This window comes from Halomonas sp. G15 (assembly GCF_021282295.1).
Lineage (GTDB): Bacteria > Pseudomonadota > Gammaproteobacteria > Pseudomonadales > Halomonadaceae > Halomonas > Halomonas alimentaria.
On sequence record NZ_JAJSPA010000005.1, the window covers coordinates 111463 to 123714 of the forward strand.

Annotated in this window: 14 protein-coding genes; 5 read left to right on the plus strand and 9 right to left on the minus strand. The window is 63.3% G+C overall.

Annotated elements, in window-relative coordinates; translation table 11 throughout:
• Nucleotides 1-105 precede the first annotated feature (105 nt).
• The gene (gene pyrC / locus LWH48_RS04480) at nt 106-1146 is read right to left on the minus strand and encodes a dihydroorotase (RefSeq protein WP_232911520.1); all 1041 of its coding nucleotides are present in this window, start codon (nt 1144-1146) and stop codon (nt 106-108) included.
• Between the two features lie 75 nt (nt 1147-1221).
• Between pyrC and LWH48_RS04485 the strand changes: the two genes are divergently transcribed.
• Together LWH48_RS04485 and LWH48_RS04490 are read left to right on the plus strand one after the other, a co-directional pair.
• The gene (locus LWH48_RS04485; protein ID WP_232911524.1) at nt 1222-2169 is read left to right on the plus strand and encodes a DMT family transporter; all 948 of its coding nucleotides are present in this window, start codon (nt 1222-1224) and stop codon (nt 2167-2169) included.
• Between the two features lie 136 nt (nt 2170-2305).
• Nucleotides 2306-2725 carry a hypothetical protein gene (locus LWH48_RS04490; protein WP_232911525.1) on the plus strand — a complete coding sequence of 140 codons (420 nt, stop codon included), beginning with the start codon at nt 2306-2308 and terminating at the stop codon, nt 2723-2725.
• A 31-nt stretch (nt 2726-2756) separates the two neighbouring features.
• Here LWH48_RS04490 and LWH48_RS04495 read toward each other — a convergent pair whose 3' ends face one another.
• Nucleotides 2757-4004 (minus strand): NAD(P)/FAD-dependent oxidoreductase, encoded by a 1248-nt coding sequence (locus LWH48_RS04495; protein ID WP_232911527.1) that lies wholly within the window; start codon nt 4002-4004, stop codon nt 2757-2759.
• Between the two features lie 203 nt (nt 4005-4207).
• On the opposite strand from LWH48_RS04495, the gene LWH48_RS04500 reads away from it, so the two are divergent.
• Nucleotides 4208-5413 carry a GSU2403 family nucleotidyltransferase fold protein gene (locus LWH48_RS04500; RefSeq protein ID WP_232911528.1) on the plus strand — a complete coding sequence of 402 codons (1206 nt, stop codon included), beginning with the start codon at nt 4208-4210 and terminating at the stop codon, nt 5411-5413.
• On the opposite strand, the gene LWH48_RS04505 is transcribed toward LWH48_RS04500, so the two are convergent.
• Nucleotides 5414-6694, minus strand: coding sequence for an aspartate aminotransferase family protein (locus LWH48_RS04505; RefSeq protein WP_232911545.1), 1281 nt, complete (start codon nt 6692-6694; stop codon nt 5414-5416).
• Between the two features lie 329 nt (nt 6695-7023).
• Here LWH48_RS04505 and nadS point away from each other — a divergent pair, with 329 nt between their 5' ends.
• Nucleotides 7024-7308: a NadS family protein gene (gene nadS, locus LWH48_RS04510; RefSeq protein WP_161432025.1), complete on the plus strand. Its 285-nt coding sequence runs from the start codon at nt 7024-7026 to the stop codon at nt 7306-7308.
• 136 nt (nt 7309-7444) lie between these two features.
• Here nadS and LWH48_RS04515 read toward each other — a convergent pair whose 3' ends face one another.
• The 4 genes from LWH48_RS04515 to LWH48_RS04530 form a co-directional block, all read right to left on the minus strand.
• Complete coding sequence (locus tag LWH48_RS04515; RefSeq protein WP_232911530.1) at nt 7445-7918, minus strand: tellurite resistance TerB family protein; 474 nt, start codon at nt 7916-7918, stop codon at nt 7445-7447.
• Between the two features lie 119 nt (nt 7919-8037).
• Nucleotides 8038-8502, minus strand: a complete 465-nt coding sequence (locus tag LWH48_RS04520) for a hypothetical protein (protein ID WP_232911532.1) — start codon at nt 8500-8502, stop codon at nt 8038-8040.
• A gap of 53 nt (nt 8503-8555) precedes the next feature.
• Nucleotides 8556-9137, minus strand: a complete 582-nt coding sequence (locus LWH48_RS04525; protein ID WP_232911534.1) for a YqhA family protein — start codon at nt 9135-9137, stop codon at nt 8556-8558.
• A 47-nt stretch (nt 9138-9184) separates the two neighbouring features.
• Nucleotides 9185-10744, minus strand: a complete 1560-nt coding sequence (locus tag LWH48_RS04530; protein WP_232911535.1) for an ATP-binding protein — start codon at nt 10742-10744, stop codon at nt 9185-9187.
• A 151-nt stretch (nt 10745-10895) separates the two neighbouring features.
• Between LWH48_RS04530 and LWH48_RS04535 the strand changes: the two genes are divergently transcribed.
• On the plus strand, nt 10896-11342 hold the full coding sequence (locus LWH48_RS04535; RefSeq protein ID WP_232911537.1) for a CopD family protein: 447 nt from the start codon (nt 10896-10898) through the stop codon (nt 11340-11342).
• On the opposite strand, the gene LWH48_RS04540 is transcribed toward LWH48_RS04535, so the two are convergent.
• Both LWH48_RS04540 and LWH48_RS04545 read right to left on the minus strand, forming a co-directional pair.
• On the minus strand, nt 11313-11597 hold the full coding sequence (locus tag LWH48_RS04540; protein ID WP_332875613.1) for a type II toxin-antitoxin system Phd/YefM family antitoxin: 285 nt from the start codon (nt 11595-11597) through the stop codon (nt 11313-11315). The two genes, LWH48_RS04535 and LWH48_RS04540, sit on opposite strands and share 30 nt — an antisense overlap.
• A partial coding sequence (locus tag LWH48_RS04545) for an IS200/IS605 family accessory protein TnpB-related protein (protein WP_232911539.1) occupies nt 11594-12252 on the minus strand: 659 nt, incomplete at its 5' end. The genes LWH48_RS04545 and LWH48_RS04540, both read right to left, overlap by 4 nt.

Consider the following 12252-nt stretch of genomic DNA (forward strand, 5'->3'; position numbering starts at 1 on the left):
TAGCAACACATGTGATGCATAACTAGACCTGGGAACGCTATAGCAGATAGCAACCGCCGATTGCGTGAGATCGATTCATCGACAAAAGCGGAAGTATCGAACTGTCTATTCGCCGGCCAGCTTCCACGCCAGCGTCTCACCGGCCATCAGCGGCACGATGCGAGCACCGCCGGCGTAGGGCAGCGACTCAGGAAGCTGCCAGGGCTCGCGGACCAAGGTGATGGTTTCGCTGTTGCGCGGCAGGCCGTAGAAGTCCGGGCCATGGTGGCTGGCGAAGCCCTCCAGACGCTCGATGGCACCCGCCTGCTCGAAGGCCGTGGCGTAGTATTCGATCGCCGCCGGCGCGGTATAGGCACCGGCACAGCCGCAGGCACTCTCCTTGTCGCCCTGGGCGTGGGGCGCGCTGTCGGTGCCCAGGAAGAACTTCGGGTTGCCCGAGGTGGCCGCCGCCAGCAGCGCCTGGCGATGCCGCTCGCGCTTGAGGATCGGCAGGCAGTAGTAGTGTGGCCGGATACCGCCGACCAGCATATGGTTGCGGTTGAACAGCAGGTGGTGGGCGGTGATGGTGGCGCCCACGTTGGCCGGCGCCGCGGCGACGAACTCGGCCGCCTCGGCGGTGGTGATATGCTCGAACACCACCTTGAGGTTCGGGTGGCGCTCCAGCAGCGGCTTGAGCACCGTCTCGATGAACACCGCCTCGCGATCGAAGATATCGATCTCGGCATCGGTGACCTCGCCGTGCATCAGCAGCGGGATACCCAGGCGCTCCATGGTGGCGATGGCATCGTCACACAGGGTGATGTCGGTGACCCCGGAGGCCGAGTTGGTGGTGGCGCCGGCGGGATAGAGCTTCACCGCCTGCACCAGGCCACTGGCGTGGGCGCGCTCGATCTCCTCGGCGGGGGTATTGTCGGTGAGGTAGAGCGTCATCAGCGGCTGAAAGCGGCTGCCCTCGGGCAACGCCGCCAGGATACGCTCGCGATAGGCCAGCGCCTGCTCGGTGGTGGTCACCGGCGGCTTCAGGTTGGGCATGATGATGGCGCGGCCCATCTGGCGGGCGGAGGCCTCGACCACGGCGGCCAGCGCCTGGTCGTCACGCAGATGGAGGTGCCAGTCGTCGGGGCGAGTCAGGGTCAGGGTAGTCACGGCGGATCCTGTATTGGCGGGTTCATATCGGCGTGGCGCCAGTATACCCAATGGCGCCTGGCGAGGCAGAGCCCCATGGCCACTAGTCTGCTAACCTATGGGCTTCGCCTGACCACCGGGACTTCCATGGCCGACTCCCTCGAGCGCAGTCCGCTGCGTGCCGACCTGCTGCTGCTCACCGTCACCCTGCTCGCCGCCGCCGGCTGGATCTTCTCCAAGGAGGCGCTGGACGGCATGCCGCCGCTGCTGTTCATCGGCACGCGCTTCCTATTGGCCGGACTGCTGCTGGCGCTGTTCGGCTTGCCCGCCCTGCGCCGGCTCTCCCCCCGCGACCTCGCCGCCGGCGCCGGTGTGGGCCTGCTGTTCAGCGGCGCCCTGGGCTTCTGGATCATGGGGCTCTACCACTCGAACCACCTCGGCGAGAGCGCCTTCATCAACAGCCTGGGCATCCTGCTGGTGCCGATCGTGGCGAAGCTGCTCTTCGGCGACCGCCCGCCACGCACCACCTGGATCGCCCTGCCCATCGCCCTGGCCGGCTTCGCCCTGCTCTCGCTCAACGCCGGCCTGCGCCTGGAGCCCAGCCAGTGGCTGATCGCCACCTCCGCCGTGCTCTTCTCGCTGCTGATAAACGTCAACACCCGGGTGGTACGCCACCTCCCCGCCCTGCCGCTCACCGCCATCCAGCTTACGGTGGTGGGTGTCCTGCTGGGACTGGTCTCGGCGCTGATCGAACCCTGGCCCGCGCGTATCGGTGGCATCACCCTGGGCTGGCTGGCGGCCAGCGTGCTGCTCGCCAGCACCCTGCGATTCTTCCTGCAGGTCTATGCCCAGGGCCTGACCACGCCGAGCCACGCCGCCGTCATCCTGATGCTCGAGGCCGTCTGGACGGCCCTGCTGGCCGCCGCCTGGTACGGCGAGACAATGAGTCTGTTGCAGCTCGCCGGCTGCTCACTGATCTTCGCCGCTCTACTGATCAATCGCTGGTACTGGGTAAGGAAGCTGGTGCTGCGGACTGCCAGGTAGCAAGCACACCGGCGCGGGGCTCGGGGGTCAAACCGCAGAAGAGGTCGCCCGGCACTCGCAGCAACTCGCCATGAAGCAAGAAAATCCCGTATCATGCCGCCAGTTTTCGCGGGGCCAGCTTCACGAGGGAGAGACGATGCCCAAGGTTCGCCACTATGCCGATCTGGCCGCCACCCTGGCCGGCCTGATGTGGCTGGTCGTCTACTGGTCGATCAGCCTGTCGGCCCACCTGGGCAACCTGGAGCCGACCCTGGCAGCCCTGCTGCTGCTCGGTACCACCGTGCTGGTCACCTTCGTTCACCGCCCAACGCGGGTACTGCTGCGGCGCTATCACGTCAGAAAGCGGCGCACCGAGATGTGGATGCACATCCTGGCGCTGCCGCTGTTCATCGCCTTCCTGTTCGGGGTCACCTTCGAACTGATCTTCACGCCCCTGAGTGGCGTTCAGAAACTGCTGCTCTTCAACGTGGTAGCCACCGCCGGCTGGCTGGTATTCATTGTCACCATGCTGGTCAAACTGGGCACCCACAAGGTCAAGCAGCGCCGCAAGGCCTAGCACACCCCGCGGCACCCATGTCTCAGGCGTTTCAGAAACGCGTGGCGCTGAACGGCGCCATATCCACCTCGGGGGTCTCGCCCGCCATCATCTGGCTCAGCAACAGCCCGGTCACCGGACCCAGGGTGAAGCCCTGGTGGCCATGGCCGAAGGCCAGCCACATCCCCTCCTGACCGGGGGCCGGACCGATGATCGGTTTCATGTCCGGCAGGCAGGGACGCGCGCCCTTCCAGGGCTCCGGATCGCGACGCTCACCCAGCGGATAGATCTTCCTGGCGGCCTGCTCCGCCGCCTTGAGCTGCTTGAACCTGGGCGGCGCATCCAGGTCGGCCAGCTCCGCCCCGGTGGTCAGGCGAATACCGGCACGCATCGGCTCGAGCAGGAAGCCGGTCTCGGCATCCATGATCCAGTGGTTGAGGTGGGCATTCTCGTCGGCGCTGGTGTAGTGCATATGGTAGCCGCGCTTGACGAACAGCGGCACCGAGATGCCCAGGCGCGAGAGCAGCTTGCCGCTCCAGGGCCCCATGGCGACCACCAGCTGCTCAGCCTCCAGTGTCTCGCCACCGGTGGTTGTCACCTTCCAGCCTTTGCCACCCTTCTCGACACCCTTGACCTCGGCCTGCACGAAGCGGCCGCCCTGCTGCTGGAAGTGCTCGGCATAGGCCTGCACCAGGGCGCCGGGATCTGCCACCGTCCACGGCTGGATCCAGTGGATGGCACCCACCAGCCCCTTCTTCAGGTGCGGCTCCTTGGCATACAGGCCGGCCGCGTCGAGTACTTCGAATTCCACACCGAAGCGCTCACGGTTCTCGCGCGCCTCGGCGATACGCTCATCGAAGGGCTTCTGGGTGTGATAGAGCTCCAGCCAGCCGTCGCGACGCACCAGGTGATCGGCACCGGCGGCCTCGACCATAGGGGCATGGGTCTCCAGGCAACGCATGATCAGCGAGGCGTACTCCGGCACGATCTTGGCGTAGCGAGACTTGCCGGAGTTGATCCAGTACTGCAGCAGCGGGCTCGCCGCCCCAACCATGCCCGCAGGGCGATAGCGAATATCCACCTCGCGGTTGGGCAGCACCCGCATCAGGGTGCCGAGATCGCGCGGGAAGGCATAGGGACGCACCGCCTCGCGCTGGATGATGCCGGCATTGCCGAACGAGGTCTCGCGACCGGGCTCGCGGCGATCCACCAGCGTCACCGAATGGCCCTGGCGCACCAGATGCCAGGCCACCGATACACCGACCATGCCGGCACCGAGAACCACGATTTCACGAGACATCACCAACACCTCCTGGAAACGGACACAGGCCTCACCATGCGGCGAGGCCTGACTCAACGATAGACGCTCAAGCGCCACCCGGTCGACCGACGACACGGTGGCTAAACACTCAGCGCATCATAACGTTGCACCAGCAGACCAGGATGCCAAAGACCCCTCTTAATGAATGATTTTTTCTTGTTTATCGACCAATTTCTAGATGAATGATCCAGGAATACGAAAAACCTCAGACTATCGAGTCCAGCACCGTGGCCACCGCATCAAACAGCTGCTCCAGCATCGCCTGCGGACCACAGTCTTGGGCTGACTATTTCGAAGCGCCAACTCACTGGCATCAGAGCGTTAACAAATATAAAATGGAATTAAACTCAAAATTTGTTAACGCGGCGAACCAACCGATGTCCTACATGCCACTCAGCCCTGAAGCCTCCCGCGTCGCCATCAATGCCGTACAGCTCTTCGAGGTCCTGGAGGAGCATCGCGGCGGAGCGAGACATGTCGAAGGCTCGATGCACTGGAAACGCATCAAGGGGCGCGACTATCTGTATCGCTGCTTCACCGGAGGCAAGAACCGATCCATCGGGCCACGCAGTGACGAAACGCAACGAATCAAAGAAGACTTCGACGCTCGCAAGGCAGCCTACAAAGCGCGAGAAGGCAGCCTGAAAGAGCAGCTCCAGTTACACGCCGCGTATGTCCGTGCCAACCGACTCAATCGATTTCCGCTAGTCGGCGCCAGGGTGATCCGTGCCTTGCAACGCCGCGGCATTCCGTTTCGCATCATCGGCACCAATGCTCTTTACGCCTATGAAGCACGCGCCGGCGTCATGATCGAACCCCAGCACCTTGCCACCGCCGATATGGACGTATTGATGGATGCTCGCCAGGGAATGCGAATCGTGGCGGCCCTGGAAGGTGACACACTGATGGCCGTGCTTCAGGCCAGTGATCGCACCTTTGTCCCATTGATCCGCGGCCGCTTCAAGTTTCGCGCCGGCAATGCTGACGGCTACCTGATCGACCTGATCACCCAGGCTGAATCACCGATGGCGATGAACGATTTCGAGCGGGAGCTGGATGCCGATGACCTGAAGCCGGTGGGTATCTATTCTCTAAAATGGGTCATCGCCTCGCCATTGTTCAAGGCAGTGGTGTTCGATGAGCGGGGCACGCCACTCCGCCTGAATACCCTCGATCCAAGGGCATTTGTCCTTCACAAGTGGCATGCCGGCCATCAGCCGGACCGCGATGCCTTGAAGCGCCATCGCGACCAGGCCCAGGCCAGGATCGTCGCCAGCCTGCTGCATCACGAGCTGCGTGAGCTTCCCACCACTCGCGCGGTAGAGCGGGCCTTCCCCCATCTGCTGACGCAGCAAGCGCGCGCCGGTCTGGATGATCTCGATGTGTGATTACTTAAGTCTATCCAGCACCGTGGCCACCGCATCAAACAGCCGCTCCAGCTCCGCCTCGGTGCTGGCGAACGGCGGGCCGAACTGCAGGGTGTCGCCGCCGAAGCGGACATAGAAACCCGCCTCCCACAACGCCAGGTGAGCATCGCGGGGGCGAATCGTCGGGTCCCCGTCGCGTGGCGCGAGCTGGATCGCCCCGGCCAGGCCATGGTTGCGAATATCCACCACATGGGAACGCCCCTTCAGCGCATGCAGCTTCGCCTCGAACGCCGGGGCGATGGCACGCACCTGGGCGGGGAAGTCCTCGCGCTCAAACAGCTCCAGTGCCGCCAGGCCTGCGGCGCAGGCCACCGGGTGGGCACTGTAGGTATAGCCGTGGGGAAACTCGATGGCGTGCTCGGGGCCGCCGGCGTGCATGAAGGTGTCATAGATCTCGGTTGAGGCGATCACCGCGCCCATGGGCACCGCGCCGTTGGTGAGCTGCTTGGCCACCGTCATCATGTCCGGCACCACGCCGAAGGCCTCGGCACCGGTGCGCGCTCCGCTGCGACCGAAGGCAGTGATCACCTCATCGAAGATCAGCAGGATATCGTGGGCCGTGCAGATATCGCGCAGCCGCTCGAGATAGCCCTTGGGCGGCACGATCACCCCGGCGGAGCCGGACATCGGCTCGACGATCACCGCGGCGATGTTGGAGGCATCATGCAGGGCAATATGCTCGAGCAGCGCATCGGCAAGCTCGGCACCGCTCTCGGCCTGGCCACGGGTAAAGGCGAGCTGCGGCTGCAGGGTGTGCGGCAGATGGCTGACCTCCATCAGCTGGCCATAGTGCTTGCGGTTACCGCCGATGCCACCCAGGCTCGTCCCACCGACGTTCACGCCGTGATAGCCCTTGGCGCGACCGATCAGGCGGGTCTTCTCGGGACGCCCCCTGGCGCGCCAGTAGGCCTTGGCCATCTTCACGGCGGTGTCCGCCGACTCGGAGCCAGAATCGGTGAAGAACACATGATCCAGCCCCGGCGGCGTGATCTCGGCGATCTTCTCGGCCAGCTGGAACGCCAGCGGATGCGCCACCTGGAAGCCCGGAGCATAGTCGAGGGTGCCGAGCTGGCGGGCCACGGCCTGCTGGATCTCCTCGCGATTATGTCCGGCGCCGCAGGTCCAGAGACCCGAGAGGGAGTCAAACAGCCGGCGGCCGCTATCGTCGATGAAGTAGCGCCCCTCGGCGCCGGTGATCAGCCGCGGATGGGCATGAAAGTCGCGGTTGGCGCTGAACGGCATCCAGAAGTGGCGGTTGATGGCAGCATGCTCGGCACGGGGTGAGTGGTCATGGGCCGCAGACTGGCGGGCGGAACGGGTTTCCAGCATAGCGAAGGCTCCTCGGGGAAACGTCTTGTTGTCCCCCTAGCATGGCTCATCCTGAGTGTTAAATAAAACATAACAGTGGGACTTCCTCGTCGCACCCTCTGGGTGAAGATGAGCATTAGCTATCTCTTTATCGAAGTCGCGGCATAATGGCGCAGCGGGCCTCGTCGTAAGGGATGGAGCATGATCGACATCCATGGCCGAGAGATGTACTTTGTACATATATCAACACATCGGCCTTCAGAATGAGCATCTTTGACGAACTCCAGACATCGCTGCAGGAAGCCGTCGACATCAAGCAGGGCCGGACCCAAGCCAGCCGCGTCACGCGCCATGAGGTCGCCGACGTGAAGGCCATCAGGGCCCAGTTGCATGTCTCTCAGGCCGAGTTTGCCAGCGCCATGGGCACTAGCGTCGACACCATCAGAAGCTGGGAAACCAAACGCCGTAACCCCACAGGCCTGGCGGCCAAGGTGCTAGCGACGCTTCGCGACAACCCGGCACTCTTCAACGATCTGGCTTCCCACTGACTTGTCCAAAATGCACGCCATGCTCCAGATTCCTAGTGCGGGACATGGCACGCCTTTCAGTCACCATCGATAAATGATGATGTCCGGACAGAATGCCTTTCTCCACTCGACAGCACAGAGATACTGAGGAGCCAGCTTAACCGCCTACCGAGCCCACACCCTGCTCCTGCACCTGCAGCTTGGTGCGGATGAAGTCGCCATGGCTGACGTGCAGCAGATCGGCCAGCTGGCGGATACGGTGCTCCTCCAGATGATGCTGCTCACCGTCGGCCAGCGCCAGGGCCCACATCATGCGCACCAGCTCGCAGCGCCTGTCGTAGTCGTAGTGCTCCTTGATCAGGGAGACGAACTGGTAGTGATCCACGGCGCCGTCGACCTCCTCCTGAGCCAGGGTCATCAGCTCGTCGAGGGCCTCATCACTGACCCGCAGATGGTCGCGCAGCTGAGCGCGCAGGGTGTCGAGCTCCTCCGGCGTCACCTCGTAGTCGGCGCGCATCACCTCGCAGAGCAGCGCCGCCGCGGCAAGCTCCAGGCTCGGCGCCTCGCGACCGGCACCACCCTCCCCCTCGGCGAGCATCTCCTGAAAGAACCGCTGTATATTGGCTAACACGGGTGTCTCCTTTCTCTTCGCTAAGGCTGGGACCCGCCAGCCGCTCTCGGGTTCGCCAGCCCTTGGGTCAGGCTTCTGAATCCACCGAGGGGGGGAGGCTGCCCCCAAGGTGGGCGGGGTTAATCACGGCAACGCCAGCGCGCCAACAGAGAGAGCAGCGCCAGACCCAGCAATACTGCCGCCGTCCAGCCCACCATATCGACGACCTGGGGGAATGATGCCGGGGCTTCCACCGGGCGGTGCTGAAGGCCGAACACCACGACACGCCCCAGGGCATAGAGCATCAGTGCCAGGCTGGCCAGGGGCAACAGGGAGTGACGCGCCGCCAGCCAGCGAGTGAGTGCCCAGGGCTCGCTGGGCGTCTTGGCCGACTGACGGGCAGCCGCCTTGCGAGGAGTCGCCGCCTTGCTGGCGGCCGGCTTCCTTGCCGCAGGCTTGCGGGCCCGCGGCTTGACCTTAGCTTTGCCCGTAGAGGGGCCACCGCCCAGCCAGCCCAGGGCAGCTCGGCCCAGACGCCATAGCGCCCAGCCCAGAGTGAAGCTTACCGAGAGGGCGAGGCCGCCCATCACCAGCACATACGCCATTGGCGATCCTTGTCGAACAACAAAAGGAGTATTGTGCCATAGCGTCGGCGAGCCTACTCCCGATGATGCTTGTGAGCGCGACTCATCAGGTAGAGGGCCCCGGCCAGGGCCAGCACCGATAGCGCCAGGTAGATGGCATCCAGCGGCGTCTCGAAGGTGATATCGACCACGGCGCGGAAGAACTCGATGATCACCGCCAGGATCACCACCCGGGCAATCTTGTCCTTGAGCTCATCGAACGACGAGACATTGAAGGGGTTCGACGCCGGGTGCGACTCGGCCGGCTCGATCGGTGACACGAACAGCCGATACACCCCCAGACCGAAGATCAGCAGCACAATGGCCACCAGGTAGATGTCCACCGCCATCACCACGCTCGGCACCACCGTCTCGTGGATATCGGGCTGCCCGCCGACCAGGTAGTAGGTCGCGGCGGTCACCGTGAGCTTGAGAATATCCATGGTACCGATGATGAACAGCACCAGTGCCCCCAGCAGGCTCGGCACCACCGCCAACATCACCAGCAGCCGACTATTCCACAGGAAGCGTTCGAAGAGCCGCTCATAGCGGCCGCTCTGCGCCTGGGGTGGGTTCTTGTCCCGGGGCTCAGGGGATGTGTCGGGAGGCGTGGTCATGGTGACTCCAGGCGATGATCAGGTGGGGCAAGAGAATCGGGCGGCAGCTACAAGGTCTCAGCCTCGAAAGCCACGATCTGGCGCTCCTCGCGGGAGAACTCAACGCCGACGAGGTGGATGGGCTGCCCTCTCCCGCGGTACTTGTCCGCGTAGCCTCGAGCCTTGAGCTGTTGCAGGGCTCGTCCCTCGGGCAGCTGCTCCACCACCTTGAACTCGAACAAATAGCGATGCCCGAAGGCCTCCACGGCCATGTCGACACGGCCATGATGGCTGGCATCCTCCACCGTGACCTGAACACCCAGGGCAGCAAAGTGGCTGTAGAAGACGCTGGCATAGTGCCCTTCGTACCTGGCGATGGGGTTGTTGCGATACCAGTCATGAGGAAGACCAGCATAGAGCGCCTTGAGATGCGCTTCGAGACCCGCCAGGTCATGATCGCGCAGATGCGTGAACAGGCTCTTGCGGTGACGCGGCGACTCCTCCACGCCCAGTACCGGCAGCAGCGCCTGGCTCAGGCTGGTCTCGACCTCCTGGTTGGGAAAGCCCAGCGTATACAGCCGATACCCCAGCAGCGGCTCCTCGACCGCCTTCACCGTCAGGTAGCCTGCCTGAAACAGCAACGCTTCGGTGGCAATGTCATCCACATCGAAACGCCCCAGTAATGCCGCCTCGGCCTCCCACTGTTCAAGCCGCGGGGTGAAGACACCACGCTCCCTGAGCAGCTCGACCAGAAAGGTGGGAGTGGCGCTCTCGAACCAGTAGGGCCCGAACTGACGCTTCTGGAACAGCAGCAATACGTCGAAGGGGTTGTAGACCGATGTCACTTCCTGTCCCCCCCAACGGTAGCCGTTGTACCACTGGCGGATAGCCTCGCGGTCGAGGCCGGGTAGCTCGGCGGCGAATACCCGGTCAATATCCTCATCGGTATAGCCGCACAGTGTCGCGTAGGGAGCATCCAAGGTGATGTCGTTAAGATTATTGAGCCCCGAGAAGAGGCTCACCTTGCTGAATTTGGAAACCCCGGTGAGCAGTACGAATGCCAGGTGGGGGTCGGCATCCTTGAGCACGCTATAGAGGTTCTTCAGGCCCTCGCGTAACGCCCGGGCACGTTCCGGAGCCAATAAATTGTCGAGGATCGGCTTATCATACTCGTCGATCAGCACCACTGCCCGCTCGCCATGTCGTTCGTGCACCGCCTCGATCAACTCTCTGAACCTCCCGGCGATGGAGGTGTTCTGCAAGGTGACGTCCAGCCGTTCGGCTTCGGCCCTCAGCAGCTCGCCGATGCGCAGGTCAAGTTCCTCTCGGGTTCTCAGTAGGCCGTCACCGAAGCTGAGGCGGATCACCGGATGCTGCCGCTGCCACTTCCACTTATCGTGGATGTACAGGCCACGGAACAATGCTTCACGCCCTTCGAACAGACACGCCAGAGTGTCAAGCAGCAGGCTCTTGCCGAAACGACGTGGTCGAGAGAGGAAATAGTACTTCCCCTCCTCCACCAGGCGGTGGATTTGCCGCGTCTTATCGACGTAGTAGTAACCTCCGTCGATGATATCGGCGAAGGTCTGTATCCCGATGGGCAACTTCCGTGGGACAGCGGTAGGCATGACGTCTCCTGGCAAGACCGGTGGCGCTATGCATCAGCATACCATGCGCAAGAGGCGCTCCATGCTGCTGGCCCTACCCCCTTGGAGAGATAGCCGGGCGAAAACGATCCAGTAGAATTAGCGAAAATCATTCTCGCCAAAGGAGGGCGACATGACCGCCACCCTGCTGCTTCTGCATCTGCTCGGCGCCACCATCTGGACCGGTGGCCATCTGGTGCTCGCCTTCACCATCCTGCCCCGGGTATTGAAGGGCCGCGACGTCGCCTCGCTGCACTGGTTCGAACAGGGCTACGAGAAGCTCGGCATGCCGGCGCTGCTGGTACAGATCGTCACCGGGCTGTGGCTGGCCTGGCAGAAGGTGCCATCGCTAGCACTTTGGTTCGACATGGACGCCGGCCCCATCGCCGACCTTATCCGCATCAAGCTACTGCTTCTGCTGCTCACCGCCATGGTCGCCGCCCACGCGCGGTTCCGGGTCATCCCCAGGCTCTCTCCCACAACCCTGCCGCTGATGGGCTGGCATATCGCCGCAGTCACCCTGCTCTCGGTGGCCTTCGTGGCCACCGGGCTATCGTTCCGGGTCAGCTGGGGAATGTGAAACCTCGGCGATAGCTTCATCGAGTCGCTGAGCATTTCGTGGACTTGTCATGAGATGCAGAGTCTCCTGAAGAGACCGGAACTCCTGATATGACAGCAATACAGCGGGCTCACCTCGATTTCGAGTCACCATCACAGGCTCACTCAGATTATCGAGGACAGAATCAAGTTTTCCTCGGAGATCGACATCGCTGATCCTTTTCATACGTAAACTCCAATGAACTGATGAGGCGATGTGAACACTCCCACGCATCATGCGACGCTTTGATGCGGGGCTTCAGGCTCTCGCCGCCAGAGCGTTGAGAGCGTGACCGGTGTTCTCGGTTTGCCAGGGGAGCTTCTGCCCGCTGACAACTGCCCGTCCTTGCGGCGGGTCAGCTTGTGTTTCCAGGCCCAATAGCGGGCACCGATGTTGTAGCTGGCGTTGAGGTCGGCGTTGTACTGCTTGCCGTTCGGAAAGATAGCCAGTTCGTGCTGTGCCTTGTCCCGCTTGACGCGACCCGAGCCATCGAAAGCCCAGGAAGACGTGCCCCGGGCATAGACGTAGACAACCCGACCACCCGCCTCGGCCATTTTCTGCTCGATCAGCGTGGCCAGCCGGCGATGCAGCCACTGATGGAAGCGCTGGCGAAGTCCCGACCGTTTCTTGCCGGCTTTGGGGCGCCAGCCCTTCAGGTCTTCCAGCACGATCACATCGGCGCCCTGTGCCAGTGCGAAGTCGACTAGTCGACGGGAGGTCTGCTGGGCAATCTGCTCGTTGATGTGCTGGGCCTTGCGGTACCACGTCCGCCCGAACCCTTTCGAGAGCCTGGCGGTCTTGCGCGCCTTGCGGCGAATCAGCGTGGCGCGCTTGTCGCGACGGTCTATGTCCGCGGCGGGGTGGAAGAATCCACGCGCTGCGACAGTGCCGT